This is a genomic window from Blastococcus xanthinilyticus (genome assembly GCF_008124835.1).
Classification (GTDB): domain Bacteria; phylum Actinomycetota; class Actinomycetes; order Mycobacteriales; family Geodermatophilaceae; genus Blastococcus; species Blastococcus xanthinilyticus.
Genome location: NZ_VNHW01000004.1, coordinates 217,721 through 234,818, shown reverse-complemented (window position 1 = coordinate 234,818; position 17,098 = coordinate 217,721). Strand labels below are relative to the sequence as shown.

The 17,098-nt window shown below is 75.0% G+C and carries 13 protein-coding genes, 1 tRNA gene and 1 pseudogene; 7 read left to right on the top strand and 8 right to left on the bottom strand.

Annotated elements, in window-relative coordinates; translation table 11 throughout:
* Window positions 1-19 precede the first annotated feature (19 nt).
* The gene (locus BD833_RS08275) at window positions 20-1,045 is read right to left on the bottom strand and encodes a LacI family DNA-binding transcriptional regulator (RefSeq protein WP_166532646.1); all 1,026 of its coding nucleotides are present in this window, start codon (window positions 1,043-1,045) and stop codon (window positions 20-22) included.
* A gap of 201 nt (window positions 1,046-1,246) precedes the next feature.
* On the opposite strand from BD833_RS08275, the gene BD833_RS08270 reads away from it, so the two are divergent.
* The gene (locus BD833_RS08270) at window positions 1,247-2,644 is read left to right on the top strand and encodes a GH1 family beta-glucosidase (RefSeq protein ID WP_166532645.1); all 1,398 of its coding nucleotides are present in this window, start codon (window positions 1,247-1,249) and stop codon (window positions 2,642-2,644) included.
* A gap of 57 nt (window positions 2,645-2,701) precedes the next feature.
* Here the strand turns inward: BD833_RS08270 and aceE are convergent, their stop codons facing one another.
* Window positions 2,702-5,503, bottom strand: coding sequence for a pyruvate dehydrogenase (acetyl-transferring), homodimeric type (aceE, locus tag BD833_RS08265; RefSeq protein ID WP_166532644.1), 2,802 nt, complete (start codon window positions 5,501-5,503; stop codon window positions 2,702-2,704).
* A 407-nt stretch (window positions 5,504-5,910) separates the two neighbouring features.
* Between aceE and BD833_RS08260 the strand changes: the two are divergent.
* The 4 genes and pseudogenes from BD833_RS08260 to BD833_RS08245 all read left to right on the top strand — a co-directional run bounded on the left by BD833_RS08260 (window position 5,911) and on the right by BD833_RS08245 (window position 7,777).
* Window positions 5,911-6,330 (top strand): annotated as a pseudogene (locus BD833_RS08260) (DUF3052 domain-containing protein).
* A 15-nt stretch (window positions 6,331-6,345) separates the two neighbouring features.
* Window positions 6,346-6,807 carry a peroxiredoxin gene (locus tag BD833_RS08255; protein WP_166532643.1) on the top strand — a complete coding sequence of 154 codons (462 nt, stop codon included), beginning with the start codon at window positions 6,346-6,348 and terminating at the stop codon, window positions 6,805-6,807.
* A gap of 34 nt (window positions 6,808-6,841) precedes the next feature.
* Window positions 6,842-6,913, top strand: a tRNA-Val gene (locus BD833_RS08250).
* 27 nt (window positions 6,914-6,940) lie between these two features.
* Window positions 6,941-7,777, top strand: a complete 837-nt coding sequence (locus BD833_RS08245; RefSeq protein ID WP_166532642.1) for an alpha/beta fold hydrolase — start codon at window positions 6,941-6,943, stop codon at window positions 7,775-7,777.
* A gap of 10 nt (window positions 7,778-7,787) precedes the next feature.
* Here BD833_RS08245 and BD833_RS08240 read toward each other — a convergent pair whose 3' ends face one another.
* A complete protein-coding gene (locus BD833_RS08240) occupies window positions 7,788-8,588 on the bottom strand; it encodes an esterase/lipase family protein (protein ID WP_166532641.1) in 801 nt (266 codons plus the stop codon).
* Window positions 8,589-8,806: 218 nt separating this feature from the next.
* Between BD833_RS08240 and BD833_RS08235 the strand changes: the two genes are divergently transcribed.
* Window positions 8,807-9,718 (top strand): alpha/beta fold hydrolase, encoded by a 912-nt coding sequence (locus tag BD833_RS08235; protein ID WP_166532640.1) that lies wholly within the window; start codon window positions 8,807-8,809, stop codon window positions 9,716-9,718.
* A gap of 37 nt (window positions 9,719-9,755) precedes the next feature.
* Here the strand turns inward: BD833_RS08235 and BD833_RS08230 are convergent, their stop codons facing one another.
* The 4 genes from BD833_RS08230 to BD833_RS08215 form a co-directional block, all read right to left on the bottom strand.
* On the bottom strand, window positions 9,756-10,799 hold the full coding sequence (locus BD833_RS08230; protein ID WP_166532639.1) for an NAD-dependent epimerase/dehydratase family protein: 1,044 nt from the start codon (window positions 10,797-10,799) through the stop codon (window positions 9,756-9,758).
* The gene (locus tag BD833_RS08225) at window positions 10,796-12,244 is read right to left on the bottom strand and encodes a WS/DGAT/MGAT family O-acyltransferase (RefSeq protein ID WP_243737542.1); all 1,449 of its coding nucleotides are present in this window, start codon (window positions 12,242-12,244) and stop codon (window positions 10,796-10,798) included. The genes BD833_RS08230 and BD833_RS08225 overlap by 4 nt, the downstream gene beginning before the upstream one ends.
* Window positions 12,245-12,394: 150 nt before the next feature.
* Window positions 12,395-13,366 (bottom strand): alpha/beta fold hydrolase, encoded by a 972-nt coding sequence (locus tag BD833_RS08220; RefSeq protein ID WP_243737526.1) that lies wholly within the window; start codon window positions 13,364-13,366, stop codon window positions 12,395-12,397.
* 61 nt (window positions 13,367-13,427) lie between these two features.
* Window positions 13,428-15,386: an FUSC family protein gene (locus BD833_RS08215; protein ID WP_166532637.1), complete on the bottom strand. Its 1,959-nt coding sequence runs from the start codon at window positions 15,384-15,386 to the stop codon at window positions 13,428-13,430.
* A 61-nt stretch (window positions 15,387-15,447) separates the two neighbouring features.
* On the opposite strand from BD833_RS08215, the gene BD833_RS08210 reads away from it, so the two are divergent.
* Window positions 15,448-16,266 carry a Nif3-like dinuclear metal center hexameric protein gene (locus BD833_RS08210; RefSeq protein WP_166532636.1) on the top strand — a complete coding sequence of 273 codons (819 nt, stop codon included), beginning with the start codon at window positions 15,448-15,450 and terminating at the stop codon, window positions 16,264-16,266.
* A gap of 8 nt (window positions 16,267-16,274) precedes the next feature.
* On the opposite strand, the gene BD833_RS08205 is transcribed toward BD833_RS08210, so the two are convergent.
* Entirely contained in the window at window positions 16,275-17,057 is a 783-nt protein-coding gene (locus BD833_RS08205; protein ID WP_166532635.1) for a pyridoxamine 5'-phosphate oxidase family protein, read from the bottom strand.
* Window positions 17,058-17,098: the final 41 nt, after the last annotated feature.

Sequence of the window (17,098 nt, the reverse complement as noted above, 5' to 3'; positions counted from 1 at the left end):
CCCCGCCCCGGACCCGGGCCTACGCGGAGGCGCGGCGCACGAGGTGCGTGTCGCAGATCCGGGTCTCGACCTCCCGGGAGCCCTCGATCTGCCGGCGCAGCAGGTCGGTCAGCTCCTGGGTCATCTCGGTCAGCGGCTGGGCGACGGTGGTGAGCGGCGGGTCGGACTCGGCGGCGACCGGCGCGTCGTCGAAGCCGACGACCGCCACGTCGTCGGGCACCCGGCGCCCGGACTCCGCGAGCACCCGGAGGGCACCGACCGCCATGGGGTCCGACGCCACGAACACCGCGTCGAGGTCGGGGGCCTGCTCGAGCAGCCGGGCCGTGGCACGCGCCCCGCCGGCCTCGGTGAAGTCCCCCTTGGCGCAGCGCTCCGCCGGCAGCGGCAGCCCGGCGTCGGCCAGGGCGGTGCGGAAGCCGGCGAACCGGTCGATGCCGGCGTTCATGTCTTGCGGGCCGGTCACCGTGCCGATCCGGCGGCGGCCCTGCTCCACCAGGTGCCGGGCGGCCATCGCCGCCCCGCCGGTGTTGTCCGCGTCGACGTAGGAGAAGGTCCCGCCGTCCAGCGGCCGGCCGAAGAGGACCAGGGGGACGGACGCGTCGGCCAGCACCGCGGGCAGCACGTCGTCGTGGTGCATCGACATGAGGATCACCCCGTCGACGTGCCCCTGGCGGACGTACCGGCCGGCCTTCTCCTGCTCCCGGCCGTCCCGGGCGGCCAACAGGACGACGGTGAGGTCGGTGTCGGCCAGCGCCGCGGTGACGCCGCGGACGATGCGGGCGAAGAACGGGTCGGAGAAGATCTGGGTGTTCGTCTCCGACAGCACCAGCGCGATCGTGTCGGTGCGCCGGGTGACCAGGCTGCGGGCCATCCGGTTCGGCACGTACCGCAGCTGCGCGACGGCGGCCTGGACGGCGTCCCGCGCCGAGGGGCTCACCCGCGGCGAGTCGTTGATGACCCGCGACACGGTGGCCCGCGAGACCCCGGCCAGGACGGCGACCTCGTCCAGCGTGGGCGTCGTGGGGCGCGCGCCGGTGCTGGTCATGGGAGCTCCTCGGGACGGTCGGACGGCGGCCACCGACGTCGGCCGGGGCCCACCGTAACGCCGGAGGTGCACGAGAACGAGGTCCCGGACGAGGTCGAGCCGCCCGGGGGACCGCGGGCTCGGGCAGACTGTGGGAGCGTTTCCACGTCGTCTTCCACCGTGTCGGCGCACCGCCGTCCCCTCGCCCTGGAGCACCTGCCCATGACCTCGACCGACCCGCGCACCCGACCCGCAGCGAGCCCGAGCTTCCCGCCCGCCTTCTTCTTCGGCGCCGCGACGGCCGCCTACCAGATCGAGGGCGCCGTCGACGCCGACGGCCGGGGGCGCTCGATCTGGGACACGTTCAGCCACACGCCCGGCCGCACGTTCCAGGGGCACACCGGTGACGTCGCCGTCGAGCACTACACCCGCTACCGCGAGGACGTCGCGCTGATGGCCGACCTCGGGCTGCAGGCCTACCGCTTCTCCGTCGCCTGGGCGCGGGTGCTGCCCGAGGGCGCGGAGCGGATCGAGCAGCGGGGGCTGGACTTCTACAGCCGGCTGGTCGACGAACTCCTCTCCCGCGGGATCGACCCGTGGATCACGCTCTACCACTGGGACCTGCCGCAGGCGCTGCAGGACCGCGGCGGCTGGACGAACCGCGACACCGCCGCCCGGTTCGCCGACTACGCGGGCATCGTCCACGACGCGCTCGGCGACCGGGTGCGGAACTGGTCGACCCTGAACGAGCCGATGGTCAGCGCGCTGCTGGGTCACCAGGCGGGCGAGCACGCGCCGGGGGTGCGCGACGCCGGCTCCGCCTCGCGGGCGGTCCACCACCTGCTGCTCGGGCACGGCCTCGCCGCGCGGGTGCTGCGCGACAAGGGCGTCGAGAGCCTCGGCGTCACGCTGAACTTCACGCCGATGACGCCGGCCAGCGAGCGGCCCGAGGACGTCGACGCAGCCCGCCGGCTCGACGGGCAGCAGAACCGGATGTTCCTCACCCCGATCGTGCAGGGCGCCTACCCCGAGGACGTCGTCGCGGACCTGGCCGCGGCCGGTGCGCCGCTGCCGGTGGAGGACGGGGACCTGGCGACCATCGCCGCCCCGCTGGACTGGCTCGGCGTCAACTACTACTTCGAGCAGACCGTGCGCGCCGGCACCCGGCCCGAGGGCATGGCGCCGACCTGCTTCATCGGCGGCGAGGACGTCGTCGAGCTGGACCCCGCGGGCCCGACCACCACCATGGGCTGGGGGATCAGCCCGGACACCTTCACCGCGCTGCTGCTCTGGCTGAAGGACCAGGCGCCGGGGCTGCCGCTGGTGATCACCGAGAACGGGTCGGCCTGGGACGACGAGGTGTCCGACGACGGCGCGGTGCACGACCCCGAGCGGGTCGACTACCTGCTCCGCCACCTCCAGGCCGTGTCCGCCGCCATCGGGACCGGTGCCGACGTCCGCGGTTACTTCGCGTGGTCGCTGCTGGACAACTTCGAGTGGGCCCGTGGCTACGCGCAGCGCTTCGGCCTGGTGCACGTGGACTACGAGACCCAGCAGCGGACCGTCAAGGACAGCGGTCGCGCCTACGCGGAGATCATCCGCCGCCACCGCGGGGTGTGAGCAGGCAGCGGGGCCCGGGCGCATCGTGCCCGGGCCCCGCTGTCATCGGGTTCTTCCTCAGGTGGCCGGGCTGGGGTCCGACCGCTGCTCCGCCGGGGCGGCCTGCACGTCGCGCACCTGGTATTTCTCGACGGCCTGGCGGACCGTCGACCGCTCCACCTGGCCCTCGTCGGCCAGCGAGGCGAGCGTGCGCACCACGATCGACTCGGCGTCGACGTGGAAGTGCCGGCGCAGCGCCGGGCGGGTGTCGGAGAGCCCGAACCCGTCGGTGCCCAGCGTGGACATGCCCCCGGGCACGTACGGCGCGATGAGGTCGGGGACCGCGCGCATCCAGTCCGAGACCGCCACGACCGGGCCGGTGGTCTCCTGCAGCCGCGCGGTGACGTACGGGGTGCGCGGCTCCTCCTCCGGGTGCAGGAGGTTCCACTCGTCGCACTCGTCGGCCTGGCGGCGCAGCTCGGTCCAGGAGGTCACCGACCAGACGTCGGCGGAGATCCCCCAGTCGTCGGCCAGCAGCTGCTGGGCCCGCAGCGCCCACGGCATCGCCACCCCGGAGGCCAGCAGCTGCGCCTTCGGGCCCTCGCCCCCGGCGCCCTCGGCGTAGCGGTACATGCCGGCCAGGAGCCCCTGCCGGTCGAGGCCCTCGGGCTCGGCCGGCTGGTTGAACGGCTCGTTGTAGACCGTCAGGTAGTACATGACGTCGGGGGAGCGGTGCCCGCCCAGCGGCGCACCCTCGTCCTGCCCGTACATGCGGACCAGGGCGTCCCGGGTGATGTGCGCGACCTCGTAGGAGAACGCCGGGTCGTAGGAGACCACCGCCGGGTTGGTGTGCGCCATGAGCAGCGAGTGGCCGTCCTCGTGCTGCAGCCCCTCGCCGTTGAGCGTCGTCCGCCCGGCGGTGGCGCCGAGCAGGAAGCCGCGGCTCATCTGGTCCGCGGCGGCCCAGATGGAGTCGGCGGTGCGCTGGAACCCGAACATCGAGTAGAAGATGTAGATCGGGATCATCGGCTCGCCGTGCGTCGCGTACGACGACGCGGCGGCGGTGAACGACGCCGTGGAGCCGGCCTCGTTGATGCCCTCGTGCAGGATCTGACCCTGCTCGGACTCCTTGTAGGTGAGCATCAGCTCGCGGTCCACCGAGGTGTACCGCTGGCCCGCCGGGTTGTAGATCTTCTGCGTCGGGAAGAGGCTGTCCATCCCGAACGTGCGGGCCTCGTCCGGGATGATCGGGACGAACCGCGGGCCGAGCTCGGAGTCCTTGAGCAGCTCCTTGAGCAGGCGGACGAACGCCATCGTCGTCGCCACCTCCTGCTTGCCCGAGCCGCGGCGCAGCACGTCGAGCGCCTTGTCGTCGGGCGCCTTGAGGGTCTTGAACTCCGACCGCCGGCGCGGTACCGCCCCGCCCAGCGCCCGGCGCCGCTCGAGCATGTACTGCATCTCGTCGGAGTCCGGGTCGGGCTTGTAGTAGGGCGGCAGGGTCTTGTCCAGCTGCTCGTCGGGGATCGGCAGGTACAGCCGGTCCCGGAAGTTCGCCAGGTCCTCCGCGGTCAGCTTCTTCATCTGGTGCGTGGAGTTGCGGCCCTCGAAGTGGTTGCCCAGCGTCCAGCCCTTGATGGTCTTGGCGAGGATGACGGTGGGCTGGCCCTTGTGGTCCATCGCGGCCTTGTAGGCGGCGTAGACCTTGCGGTAGTCGTGACCACCGCGCTGGAGGTCCCAGACCTCCTTGTCGCTCATCCCCTCGACCAGCTTGCGGGTGCGCGGGTCGCGGCCGAAGAAGTGCTCGCGGACGAAGGCGCCGTCCTCGGCCTTGTAGGTCTGGTAGTCGCCGTCGGGCGTGGAGTTCATCAGGTTGACCAGCGCGCCGTCGCGGTCGGCGGCCAGCAGCTTGTCCCAGCCGCGGCCCCAGATCACCTTGATGACGTTCCAGCCGGCGCCGCGGAAGAAGCTCTCCAGCTCCTGGATCACCTTGCCGTTCCCGCGCACCGGGCCGTCGAGCCGCTGCAGGTTGCAGTTGATGACGAAGGTGAGGTTGTCCAGCTCCTCGCGGGCGGCGAGGCCGATGGCGCCGAGCGACTCGGGCTCGTCCATCTCGCCGTCGCCCAGGAAGGCCCACACGTGCTGGTCGGAGGTGTCCTTGACGCCGCGGGCCTGCAGGTAGCGGTTGAACCGCGCCTGGTAGATCGCGTTGAGCGGGCCCAGCCCCATCGAGACGGTGGGGAACTCCCAGAACTCGGGCATGAGCCGCGGGTGCGGGTAGGACGACAGCCCGCCGCCGGGGTGGCTGACCTCCTGGCGGAAGCCGTCGAGCTGCTCCTCGGTCAGCCGCCCCTCGAGGAACGCGCGGGCGTAGATGCCGGGGGAGGCGTGCCCCTGGAACCAGATCTGGTCGCCGCCGCCGGGGTGGTCCTTGCCGCGGAAGAAGTGGTTGAAGCCCACCTCGTACAGCGAGGCCGACGAGGCGTAGGAGGAGATGTGCCCGCCGACGCCGATCCCGGGTCGCTGCGCCCGGTGCACCATGATCGCGGCGTTCCACCGGATGTAGGCACGGATCCGGCGCTCGGCGTCCTCGTCACCGGGGAACCACGGCTCGCGCTCGGGCGGGATCGTGTTGATGTAGTCGGTGCTGCGCAGGGCCGGGACGCCGACCTGCTGCTCGCGGCTGCGCTGGAGCATGCGGAGCATCAGGTACCGCGCCCGGTTGCGGCCGGCGTGGTCGACGACCGCGTCGAGCGACTCCAACCACTCCTGGGTCTCGTCGGGGTCGGTGTCGACCAGCTGACTGGGGAGCCCGTCGGTGATGACCGCGCGGGCCTGTCCTGCCTGGGCGGGGTCGCCGTCCGGCTGCTGCGGTGAGCTCATGCCCCCATCGTCTCCCCTCGACGTCACCCTCGTCACGTCCGGACCGCTGTGTGGGACAAGTCGTGTCGCCGGACCCGCGCGGGGGAAGGAGGCCGCGACGGCCCTACCAGGCTTGCGCCGTGCCGGTCATGCCCTACGCTTCCGCCTGCGGCGCCGCACCAGGCGGTGCCGTCCCGGGGGACGACGTCCGGGTAGGGCGCATCGGCGAGGCGAGAGGGGTGACATGACCGGGCTGCGGGTGGTTCTCCCGCTGGTCGTGTCCGTCCCCGTCCCGTGCGCCTCCGCCCGCCCCATCCCGTCCCCTTCCCGGCCGGCGGCGTGACGCCTCCCCGCGCGGGCACCGGCCCGACAGGGCACCATCCACCCCACACCAGGTCAGCAGACCGATCCATGGAGGAGCAGCAGGGATGAGCGTCGACAGCGCCGGCATGGCGGCCCGGCTGGGTATCAAGCCGGGCATGGTCGTGCAGGAGCTCGGCTGGAGCGAGGACGCCGACGAGGACCTGCGCGACTCCATCATCGAGGCCTCGGGCAGCGAGATGGTGGATTAGGACACCGACGAGGTGGCCGACGTCGTCGTGCTCTGGTGGCGGGAGGACGACGGCGACCTGTTCGACGCGCTCACCGACGCCCTGACCTCGCTGGCCGACGAGGGCGTGGTCTGGCTCCTGGTGCCCAAGTCGGGTCGCCCCGGCCACGTGGAGCCCGGGGACGTCACCGAGGTGGCGCCCACGGCGGGCCTCTCGCAGACCAGCAGCATCTCCGCGGCCAAGGACTGGTCGGGCATCCGCCTGGTCACCCCGAAGGCCGCGCGCAGCAAGCGCTGAGGCACGATCGGCCGCATGAGCCTCTCCGTCGGTGACCGCGCGCCCGAGTTCAGCCTGCCCGACCAGGACAAGCAGGTCGTCTCCCTGGCCGACCTGCGGGGCGCCCCCGTCCTGGTGGTCTTCTACCCCTTCGCCTTCTCCGGGATCTGCACCGGCGAGCTCTGCCAGCTGCGCGACGAGCTGGCGGCCTACACCGACGCCGGCGTGCGGGTGCTGGCGATCAGCACCGACCCGGTGTTCAGCCTCAAGGCCTTCAAGGCCCAGGAGAACCTCGAGTTCCCGCTGCTCAGCGACTTCTGGCCGCACGGCGAGGTCGCGAAGGCCTACGGCGTGTTCAACGAGAAGGCCGGCATGGCGCTGCGCGGCACCTTCCTGGTCGACGCCGACGGGGCGATCGCCTTCGCCGAGGTCAACTCGCCCGGCGACGCCCGCCAGCAGTCCGGCTGGAAGGACGCCGTCGCGCAGCTCGCGGCCTGAGCCCGGGCGGCCGGGGCCCTACCCTGGTCGCGCGGGGCGCGTAGCTCAGCGGTAGAGCTCTCGCCTTACAAGCGAGCGGTCGCAGGTTCGAATCCTGTCGCGCCCACGTCGCACCCGCCGATACGGTCGCCGCGTGCCCACCTTCCCGGCCGCCGACGGCGCCGTGCTGCACCACGACCGGCTCGGGGGCGACGGCGGGAACCCGCTGGTCGTGATCGCCGGCGGGGCGGCGCTGCACCCCGCCTACCTCGGCGACCTGGCCGGCCTGTCCGGCGTCCGGCCGCTGGTCGTGCCGCACCTGCGCGGGGTGGGGGAGTCACCGCGACCGGCCGATCCCGAGCGCGGGTCGTACTGGCGGCAGGCGGAGGACGTCGAGGCGCTGCGCGAGCACCTGGGCCTGGCGCGGCTGGCCGTGGCCGGGCACTCCGCGGGCACCCGGCTGGCGCTGGCCTGGGCGGCCCGGTTCCCCGACCGGGTGGACCGGCTGCTGCTGATCACCCCGCCGGCGCAGGTGGTGCCCGAGGCGGCGGCCGACGCCGACGCGCTCGAGTCCCGCCGCGGGGACCCGGTCGGCGACGCCGCGCTGGCCGCCCGCGAGCGCGGCCCCGACCTCACCGACGACGACAGCTTCAACGCCTACTTCGCCGCGGTCGCCCCGCTCAGCTACTCCGCGTGGACCGACCGGGAGCAGGCGCACGCCGCGGGCATGCGGTTCGACATGGTGGCCATGCAGGCGTACTTCAGCGTGCCGCCGCCCGAGGACCTCGCGCAGCGCTGCGCCGCCGTCCCCGCGCCGGTGCTGGTGGTGGCCGGCGCCGAGGACGCCCCGGTGGGGCCGACCCCGCCGCGGGTCGTCGCCGGGCTCTTCCCGCGCGGCGAGCTCGTGGTGCTGGACGGGTGCGGCCACTTCCCGTGGGTGGAGCGGCCCGAGGCGTTCCGGGCCGCCGTGGACGGCTTCGTCGCCGGCTGACCGGGATCGGTCAGGCGGCCACCGGGGCCTCGGACGCGGGCACCGGGTCGGCCGGCCGGGGGAAGGCCGGGCGCAGGAACGCCGGCGCCTTGAACGGGGCCCACTCGCCCTCGGGCTGGGCCAGCCGGTCGGCGACCGCCCAGAGGGCGGCCGGGTGGTGGCCGATGCCGAGGTGGCTGGCGGTGACGGCGATGTTCTCGCAGCGCTCGCCGGGGGTGTTCAGGCAGGTCTGCCAGTGCACGATGCCGTCGTAGTGCGAGTAGATCGAGGTCGCGGGCACCGGCAGCGGGCAGCCCTCGGACTCCAGCGGGAACTGGCGCTGCTCCACGTGCAGGTGGGCGTAGCGGTCGAACGCCTTGCCGGCCCGGGTCTGGGTCTCCCGCTCGATGCGGAACGGGCTGCCCAGGGTGATCACCTGGCGGACGGCGTCGGGGCACTGGCGGGCGAGGTCGCGGGCGAAGATGCCGCCGAGGCTCCAGCCGATGACCGTCACCGGCCGGCGGTAGCGGCTGTGCAGGTAGTCCAGCTTGTCGCGCAGGCCGTTGACGCAGACGGCGGTCGGGCCGATGTTGCGGCCGAGCCCCCAGCCGTGCACCCGGTAGTCGAGCCGGCGGAGCGTCGCGCGGAGGATGCGGGTGGAGCTGTCGTCGGCGAGCAGGCCCGGCAGCACCAGCACGGGGTGGCCGTCGCCCTTCGGCAGTCGCTGGACGAGCGGGCGGGCGGCGAGGTAGAGGCCGTAGTCCGCGAACGCCCGTCCCGGCTCGCTGAGGTAGAGCGGGAGTGCCGGGCCGTCGCCCTGCTGTCGTGCCACGTCGTCCTCCTGGAGCCGTCCGTTCGTGGGTGGGGCAGTACCAAGATGCGTCCTGGCTCACACTCCCGGTGGGCGCACGCGCGGGCACATGTTGCCGAACTGTGTCCTGAGTCATAGCGGACGTGTTCGTTCCGTCGAGGCCGATGCCCGCCCCGCGTGCCGCGCCGCTGGCAGGGCGTGCCACCGTACGGCGACGACATCGGGGGAGAGGGGCACCCATGGCCGAGGACGGCACGCCGGGGCGCAGCCGCACCGCTGATCTGGGCGGTCCGGTGCACTACCTGGACTTCGGCGGGCCGGCCGAGGGGCCGGTGGTGGTGCTCGTGCACGGTCTCGGCGGGTCCCACCTGAACTGGGACCTGGTGGCCCCGGCGCTGCGCGAGCACGCGCGGGTGCTCGCTCTCGACCTCCCCGGGTTCGGCCGCAGCGAGCCGGGCGGCAGGAAGGCCAGCGTCCCGGCCAACGTCGCGGTGCTGCACCGCTTCCTCACCGAGGTGGTCGGGGAGCCCGCCGTCCTGGTCGGGAACTCGATGGGCGGGATGATCTCGATCCTGGAGACCGGCGAGCACCCCGAGGCGGTGCGCGCCCTGGTGCTGCTCGATCCCGCCGTGCCCGGCCCGCGCCGCGCCCTCGATCCGCTGGTGGCGGTGACGTTCGCCCTCTACGCGATCCCGTTCGTGGGAGAGCGCTTCCTGTGGTGGCGGCGCCGGCGCACGTCGGCCCTCGTCCGGGTGCACGACATGCTGGAGCTCGTGGGCGTCGACCCGGAGCGGGTGCCGCCGGCCGTCATCGACCGGTCGGTGACCCTCCTCGAGGAGCGCCGGGACGTCCAGGGCATGGACCGGGCGTTCCTCGCCGCCGCCCGCTCGCTGCTGCGGGTGCTCGCCGACCCCCGCCGGTACCGCGCCGCGATGGCGTCCATCGAGGTGCCGGTCCTGCTGGTCCACGGCGACCGCGACCGGCTGGTCCCGGTGGAGGCGGCCCGCGACATCGCGCAGCAGCACCCCTCCTGGCGCTACGCGGAGTGGTCCGGCGTCGGGCACGTGCCGCAGCTGCAGGAGCCGGAGCGCACGGTGGTCGAGCTGCTCGACTGGATGCGGGCCGCCGCGCTCACCGGCCCGGCGGCCTGACCCCGCCCGGGCCGCGGAGACGTCCCCGCGGCGGGTCTCAGCGGGGCCCGTCGAGGGTGTCGCGCAGCGCCTCCAGCCCGGTGTAGCGGGGCGTCCAGCCCAGCTCCTCGCGGGCCCGGGTGGTATCCATGATCGCCGGCCGGCCGGCCGCCTCGACCCACTGGGCCGCCGGGGGGAGGAAGGGCAGCCGCGCCACCGCGCGCGCCGCGGCCTGCGCCGGCGCGGCGGGCAGCGGGATCGGCAGGGCACCGAACTCCCGGGCGACGTCGGCCGCGGTCAGGACGCCGTCGCCGGCGATGTTGTAGGCGCCGGGGGGCCCGGCGCCGAGCACGCACAGCAGCAGCGCCTGGCCGACGTCGTCCTGGTGGACGAACTGCAGCGGGTGCTGCGGCACCAGCAGGGGCACCGGGACCGGCAGCCGCCGCGGCCGGCCGAACAGCAGCCGCCCCAGCGGCGCGAGCGGGCCGGGCAGCACGTCCTTCGCGCCGACGGCCTGCGGGCCGAGCACCACCGGCGGGCGCAGCAGGTACAGCCCGAGGTCGGGCGCGGCCGTGGACTCCTCGGCGAGCAGGTGCTCGAGCTCGGCCTTCTCCTGCGCGTAGAACAGCCGGGACGCCGGCCGCACCGGCCAGTCCTCGTCGATCAGCTCCGGGTTGTCGCGGTGGAAGCCGTAGGCGGCCACCGACGAGGAGTACACGAACCGGCGGGCCCCGACCGCGGCGGCCGCGCGGAACACGTTGAGCGTCCCGTCGACGTTGATCGCCCGGGTGGTGGCCCGCGACGCGTTGCCGGTGATGAGGAACGCCAGGTGGACGACGACGTCGGCGCCGGCGAACGCCTCCCGCAGCGCCTCGGGGTCGCGGACGTCGCCCTGCCGGTACTCCATCTTGGTCCAGCCGCGCGCGGCCGGGTCGAACGGCCGCCGGGCGATGCCGATGACCCGGTCGACCCGGTCGTCGTCCTGCAGCAGCGGGACCAGCCCGGCGCCGAAGGTGCCGGTGGGGCCGGTGACCGCGACGGTGAGCCCGCGGCCCCCGCCCGATGGCTTCCGGCCGGCTCCCCGCCGCTTCGCGGGGCTCACCGGGTGCCCGCCCGGGCGGGAGGCTTCGCGCCCGCCGGCTGCGCGACGTCGGGGGTGGCCTGGTCGGCCCGGGCGTGCTCGAGCAGCTCCTCGATGCCGCGCCGGATACCGCTGGAGAGCACGTCGACGTCGGGGAAGGCGTCGAAGTCGGCGTTGATCCCGAAGGTCATCGTGTTGAGGTAGCTGAAGATCCCGATCGAGCAGCGGATACCGCCGTTGATCGGGACGTAGGCGTGGGCGGAGCACATCCGCCTGCCGAGCACGTAGAGCGGCACCCGCGGGCCGGGCACGTTGGTGGTCACCGCCTGGCACCACATCTGCCCGGCCTGCATGGCGGAGCGGACCCCGACCGACAGCAGCGTCGGGGCCACGAAGTCGCCCATCGAGATGATCGAGGGCACGTCGACGGCCTGCATCGCCCGCTTGTACTCGTCCATCTGGCCGCGCACGGTGCGCAGCCGGGAGACCGGGTCGGGGTCGCCGACGGGCAGGTCGACGAAGACGCACGAGACCTGGTTGTCGAGGGTGCCGCGCTGCTTGGCCGAGCGCACCGACACCGGTACCATCGTGCGGACCACCAGGTTCTCCGAGGAGAGCTCGCCGCGGCCCTGCAGCAGGTCGCGGAAGCCTCGGGTGATGGCGGTGAGGACGACGTCGTTCACCGTGCCGCCCAGCGCCGTGCGCACGGCCTTGAACTCCTCGAACTTCCCCGCCGTCCAGGCCCATCGCCGGTGCGGGCCGATCGGCCCGTTCAGCGACCGCGCCGTCGGGGTGACCGCCTGCTTGGCCAGCGAGGGGACGGTGCGGGCCAGCGTGCGCCCCGACTCGGCCAGGCCGCGGACGTTGCGCACCGCGCTGCCCATGGCCGGCAGGCCGGTGAGCGTGCGCAGCGGCTGGGTCGCCGCCTCGGTGACCGCGCCGGCGACCAGCGACAGCGAGGATGGGTCCCGCCGGGGCGTCCAGTCGCGGGGGGCCTCGTGCGCGGCGTCGGGGTCGAGGTCGAACATCAGCTGCATCAGGTCGGTGCCGGCGACGCCGTCGACCATGCAGTGGTGCACCTTGGAGATCAGCGCCCAGCGGTCGTCGGCCAGGCCCTCCACCAGCCAGAGCTCCCACAGCGGCTTGGCCATGTCCAGGCGCTGGCCGAGCACCCGGCCGGCCAGGTTGCGCAGCTGCTCGTCACTGCCCGGCGAGGGCACCGCGGTGTGCCGGACGTGGTACAGGATCTGGAAGTGCGGGTCGTCTACCCACATCGGCCGGCCCAGCTGGAGCGGCACCTCGCGCACCCGCTGCCGGTACCGCGGCACCCTCGGCAGCTTGCTCAGCAGCAGCCGCACCACGTCGCCGTAGGTGGGCGCCGGTCCGTCGAACACGGCCACCGACCCCACGTGCATCGGGGTGTTCTCGCTCTCCGCGAAGTAGAACCCGCTGTCGAGGGCGCTCATGCGGTCCACGTCTCACTCCTCGCCCCCCGGTCGCCTCTGACCAGGGCGTCGCACGTCTCGGCTGGCCGCCGAGAGCAGGTGTGCCGATCGGTACCCGCAACCCGCTCGTGTGGCGGCGGCCACAGGAGGGGATGCCCGGGATCGGCCCGGTCAACCGGCCTCCCGGAGCCCGCCCTCCACGCGGTCCAGCAGGTCGAGGAACGCCCGGTCCACCACCGCGGCCCGGGTGAGGTTGACGCTGTGGCCGGCGCCCGGGACCTCCACCAGCTCGGCCCCGGCGCCGATCCGCTCGGCGATCACCCGGCCGTGGGCGGCGGGGGTGAGCCGGTCGTGGGTGGCCGTCACCACGGTCACCGGCACCCGGCCCAGCACCGGCAGCGCGTCGGTCTCGTCGTGGTCGAGGAAGGTCGCGTAGAACGCCATCGTCACCGGCAGCGGCGTCTCCTCCAGCAGCTGCTGGACCATCCGGACGCTGCGCGGGTCGGCGTCGTCCCGGCCGAAGAGCAGCCGGCGGATGGCTCGCCGGCCGAGGAAGGTCCCGCGCCGGCGCCGGCGCTCGAGGGACGGTGCCAGCCGCTGCAGCAGCCACAGGTACAGCGGCAGCAGGCCCAGCCGCCGGCCGAGCGTCACCAGGAACCCGACCAGGCCGGTGCCGACCAGCCCGCCGGCCGAGGTGGCGAGCATGAACGCGCCGACCACGCGGGTGCCGAACAGCTCCGGCCGCTGCCGGGCCAGGGCGAGGATGCTCATCCCGCCCATCGAGTGCCCCGCCAGCACCACCGGCCCGGTCGGGGCGACGGCGTCGAGCACCTGGCCGAGGTCGCGGCCGGTGCGGTCGATGGTGGCCTTCGTCAGCGGCGTCCAGCCGGACCGGCCGTGCCCGCGCTGGTCCCAGAGCACCAGCCGGGCGCGGCCGCGCAGCGCCTCGCGCTGCACCTGCCACTCCGCCAGCCGGGCGGTGAAGCCGTGCGACAGGACGACGGTGAGGGCGGCCTCGCCCGCCGGGGCCTCGTCCACCTCCACGTGCAGGTCCACGCCGTCGTCGGTGGTCACCGTCCGGGAGCCCGGCGGCGGCGGGCCGTCGGCCGGGGGCAGGGTCAGCAGCGGTGGTTGGCTGGGCACCGGGTCATCCCAGAGCGCGGCGCCCCGGCGCGCAACCGGGGACCGGCGCCCGCGGGCCGGGTCAGGAGCGGCGGCCGGGCGCGGTCTCCCGCACCAGCCGGCGGGCGGCGTCCACCTCGCGGGCGACCGGGGCGAGCACGCCGTCGGCGTGCAGCTCGGCGTCGTCGGGGACCTCGTGGTGCATGACGTCGTCCTCCAGCCGGCGGATCGCCCGACGCAGCACCGCGACCTGGGCCAGGTCGGGGGCCGGCTCGCCGCCGCGGGTCGCGATGACCGCCTCGGTCACGGCGTCGGCGGTCCGCTCCAGCTGCACGATCACCGGCCACCAGGCCGCCGCGCGGGTGCTGATGGGTGGGGGCTCGGCCAGCCGCCGCTGCAGCTGGGTCTGCAGCTCGGTGAGCGCGCGGTAGTTGCGCCGCCGGGCGCGCCGCCGTTCGGCCGGGCTGCCGGTGAAGGCGGCCTCCACGAAGGCGTCCAGGGCGGCGGCGGCGTCCCGCAGCGCCTCGTCCAGGGGGGCCCGCCACGTCTGCGGCCACAGCAGGTAGCCGAAGACCAGCACGATCGCGCAGCCGATCAGCGTGTCGAGCAGGCGCGCGCCGACCAGCCCCGGTCCGCTGGGCAGCGCCAGGTCGAGCAGCAGGATGATCAGCGGCGTCTGGAAGACCGAGAACAGCCCGAAGTTGGTGTCCCGGGCCCACGGCAGCACGGCCGCCGAGACGGCGAGCGCGAGCAGCACCCAGGCGTCGTGGGGGAGCACCGCCAGCAGCGCGGAGCCGAGCAGGACACCCAGCAGCGTGCCGGCGCCGCGCTGGACGGCCCGGGTGAAGACCGAGCCGAAGTCGGGCTTGAGCACGATCGCGACGGTCAGCAGCACCCAGTAGGGCCGCTCGATCGGCAGGTACTGGCGGGCGATCTCCGCGACGGTCATGCACAACGACAACCGGACGGCGAAGGCCCGGGTGTCGGCGCTGCCGAGGGTCCGGTCGGCCAGGTCCCGCGCCCGGGCCCCGGCGCTGGGGGCCGGCGACGGCGCCGCGGCGCTCGCCCGCTCCTCGGGGTCGCCGACGACGTTCCACACCAGCCGGACGCCGTGCCGCACGGCGCGCACGGCCGCCGGGCCCTCCGCCAGGGACCCGGGGCGCTGGTCGGTCAGCTCGCCGCTGCCGGCGAGGGCCGCGGCGAGGGCCCGCACGGCCGGCTCGTCCCGGGGGTCGGGCGGCACCCCGGCCCGGGCGACCGCGACCGCCCCCTCGACGAGCGGCGCGGCGGCGTTGAGCACCCCGGCCAGCTCGGACAGCTCACGGCTGCGGCCGGCCGACCGGCTGCGGCTGCGGATGACCCGGTCGTACGCCCCGTTGAGCGCGGTGGTCAGCCCGCGCCGGGCCTCGGGCGCCCGCTCGGTGCCGACGGCGGCGAGCAGGTCGGCGATCCGGCTGAAGACGGCGGCGACCGCGGCCCGGTCGGGGTCCGTCGGCTCGGTCCGGTACTGCAGCAGGGCGGTGAGGGTCGCCCAGGCCGCGCCGCCCAGGAAGCAGCCCACCTCGGCCACCGCCGGCAGCGGGGTCACCAGGCCCGAGGCCAGGGCGGTGTAGACGAGCAACTGGAGCGCGCCGAGGGAGAGCGCGGCGTTGACCGCGCTGACCAGCGCCGCGAACGCCGAGAGCAGGGCGATGACCACGACCGGTTCCCAGCCGCCGCCGGTGGCGTACTGGCCGGCGAGGAGGCCCAGCATGCCGAACCCGGTCGCGGCGGCGATGCGCCGGAGCCGGTCGCGCAGCGGGCCGGGCTGCGGCGCGAGCGAGGCGGCCAGCGCGCCGATGGTGCCGAACACGCCGGCGCCGAGGGTCGCGCCGGAGTCCAGCCCGCCGCCGACGGCGACCGCGAGCGCCAGGGGGGCGGGCACGGCGACGGCGAACCGGGCGACGTCGCGCCACGGCACCGGCGGCGGGGTGGTGCGGACCAGCTCCTCGAGCCAGGCCGGTGCCCGGAGCGTCCGCTCCCGACGCCGCCGCTCCGCCACGCCGGAAGCTTGTCATTCCACCCGCCCGGTCGTGCGGAGGTGCCACCTAGGCTCGTCAGCCGTGACCGTGCAGCTCCGGACCGTCCTCGCCGCCCTCGACGCCCGCTACGACCCCGCGCTCGCCGAGAGCTGGGACGCCGTCGGGCTGGTCTGCGGCGATCCGGACGAGGAGGTGCGGCGGGTGCTCTTCGCCGTCGACCCCGCCGCCGCCGTCGTCGACGAGGTGATCGCCACCGGGGCGCAGCTGCTGGTCACCCACCACCCGCTGTTCCTCACCCCGGTCCACGGAGTGCCCGCCGACGACGCCAAGGGCCGGCTCGTCCACCGCCTGGTGCGGGCCGGCGCCGCACTGTTCGTGGCGCACACCAACGCCGACCGGGCGCCCGGGTGCGGGGTGAACGCCGCGCTGGCCGACGTCCTGGGCCTGCTCGACGCCGTGCCCCTGGAGCCGGTGGCCGGCTCGCCGGGCGCGGGGCTGGGCCGGATCGGCCGGCTCCCGGAGGCGGTGCCGCTGCGCCGCTTCGCCGAGCACGCCGCCGCGGTGCTGCCGCCCACCGCGGGCGGGCTGCGGGTCGCCGGCGACCCCGACCGCGAGGTGCGCACGGTCGCGGTGTGCGGCGGCAGCGGCGGGTCGCTGCTGGGGGCGGCCGCGGCGGCAGGGGCGGACGTGCTGCTCACCAGCGACCTCAAGCACCACCCCGTCGCCGACGCGGCGGAGGTGCCCGGCCCGGCGCTGTGCGACGTGGCGCACGCGGCCTCGGAGTGGCCGTGGCTGCCGGTGGCCGCCGAGGTGCTCCGCCGGGACCTCGACGACCGGGTGGAGACCGCCGTCTTCTCGCGGTCGACCGACCCCTGGGTGTTCCGGGCCGGGCAGGGATAGCGGCCGCCTCAGGCGTGGCCGGCGGCCCGCAGCGCCGAGACGCAGGCCCGCTCCAGGCTCCGCTGCCGGCGCATCCGGGCGAGCAGCCCCGGCAGCGGCTCCAGGGCCCGGGTGGGCGCCGGGACCACCCCGGTCAGCTGCCCGTCGGCGTACCGGCCGGTGGTGGTGTGCACGGTCCAGCGCTCGACGTCGGGCACGGAGAACTCCTGGCCGACGAGGACGGCCGGGCCGGAGGCGCTGCCGGGGCCGCCACGGAGGTCGAGGGGGTCGGTGTCCCAGTCGGCCACCCGGACGGTGGCCACGTGCAGCCGCCCGTCGTCGACGCCGAGCACCGCGTCGGCCGGTCCCTCCCGCCGGGCGCCGGGGGAGACCTCGACCGGGTCGAGCACCAGCACGAGGCGGGGGAGGTACCACCAGTGCTCGCGCCGGAGCATGGGCGAGTCCGCGAGGGCGCGGGCCGGCGGGTGCTTGCGCAACTCCTGGTCGAGCAGCTCCTCGGCGAACAGGTCACCTGCGCCGTCCGCCACGAGGGACGGTCGGCCGGTGACCACCAGCGGCTCCCACCGGGAGCCGGTGAGCCGGGGGTCGGAGAGCACCAGCGCCGCCGTGTCGCTCGCCGCCACCGCGCGCGCGGTGGCGACGTGGGCCCAGGGGAGGGCCACCGCCGGCCGGCCGCCGAGGACGAGGGGGACGACGCCGACCGCCCCGGGCGGGCCGCCGGGGGAAAGCCATAACAGTTCGGCCACGCCCGCCGAGTGGACCGCCGACTGCAGGGTTGTGTGCTCGGTCACCTGGTTGTCTACTCCCTCCGACGGCGGCGACGGAGCCGCCC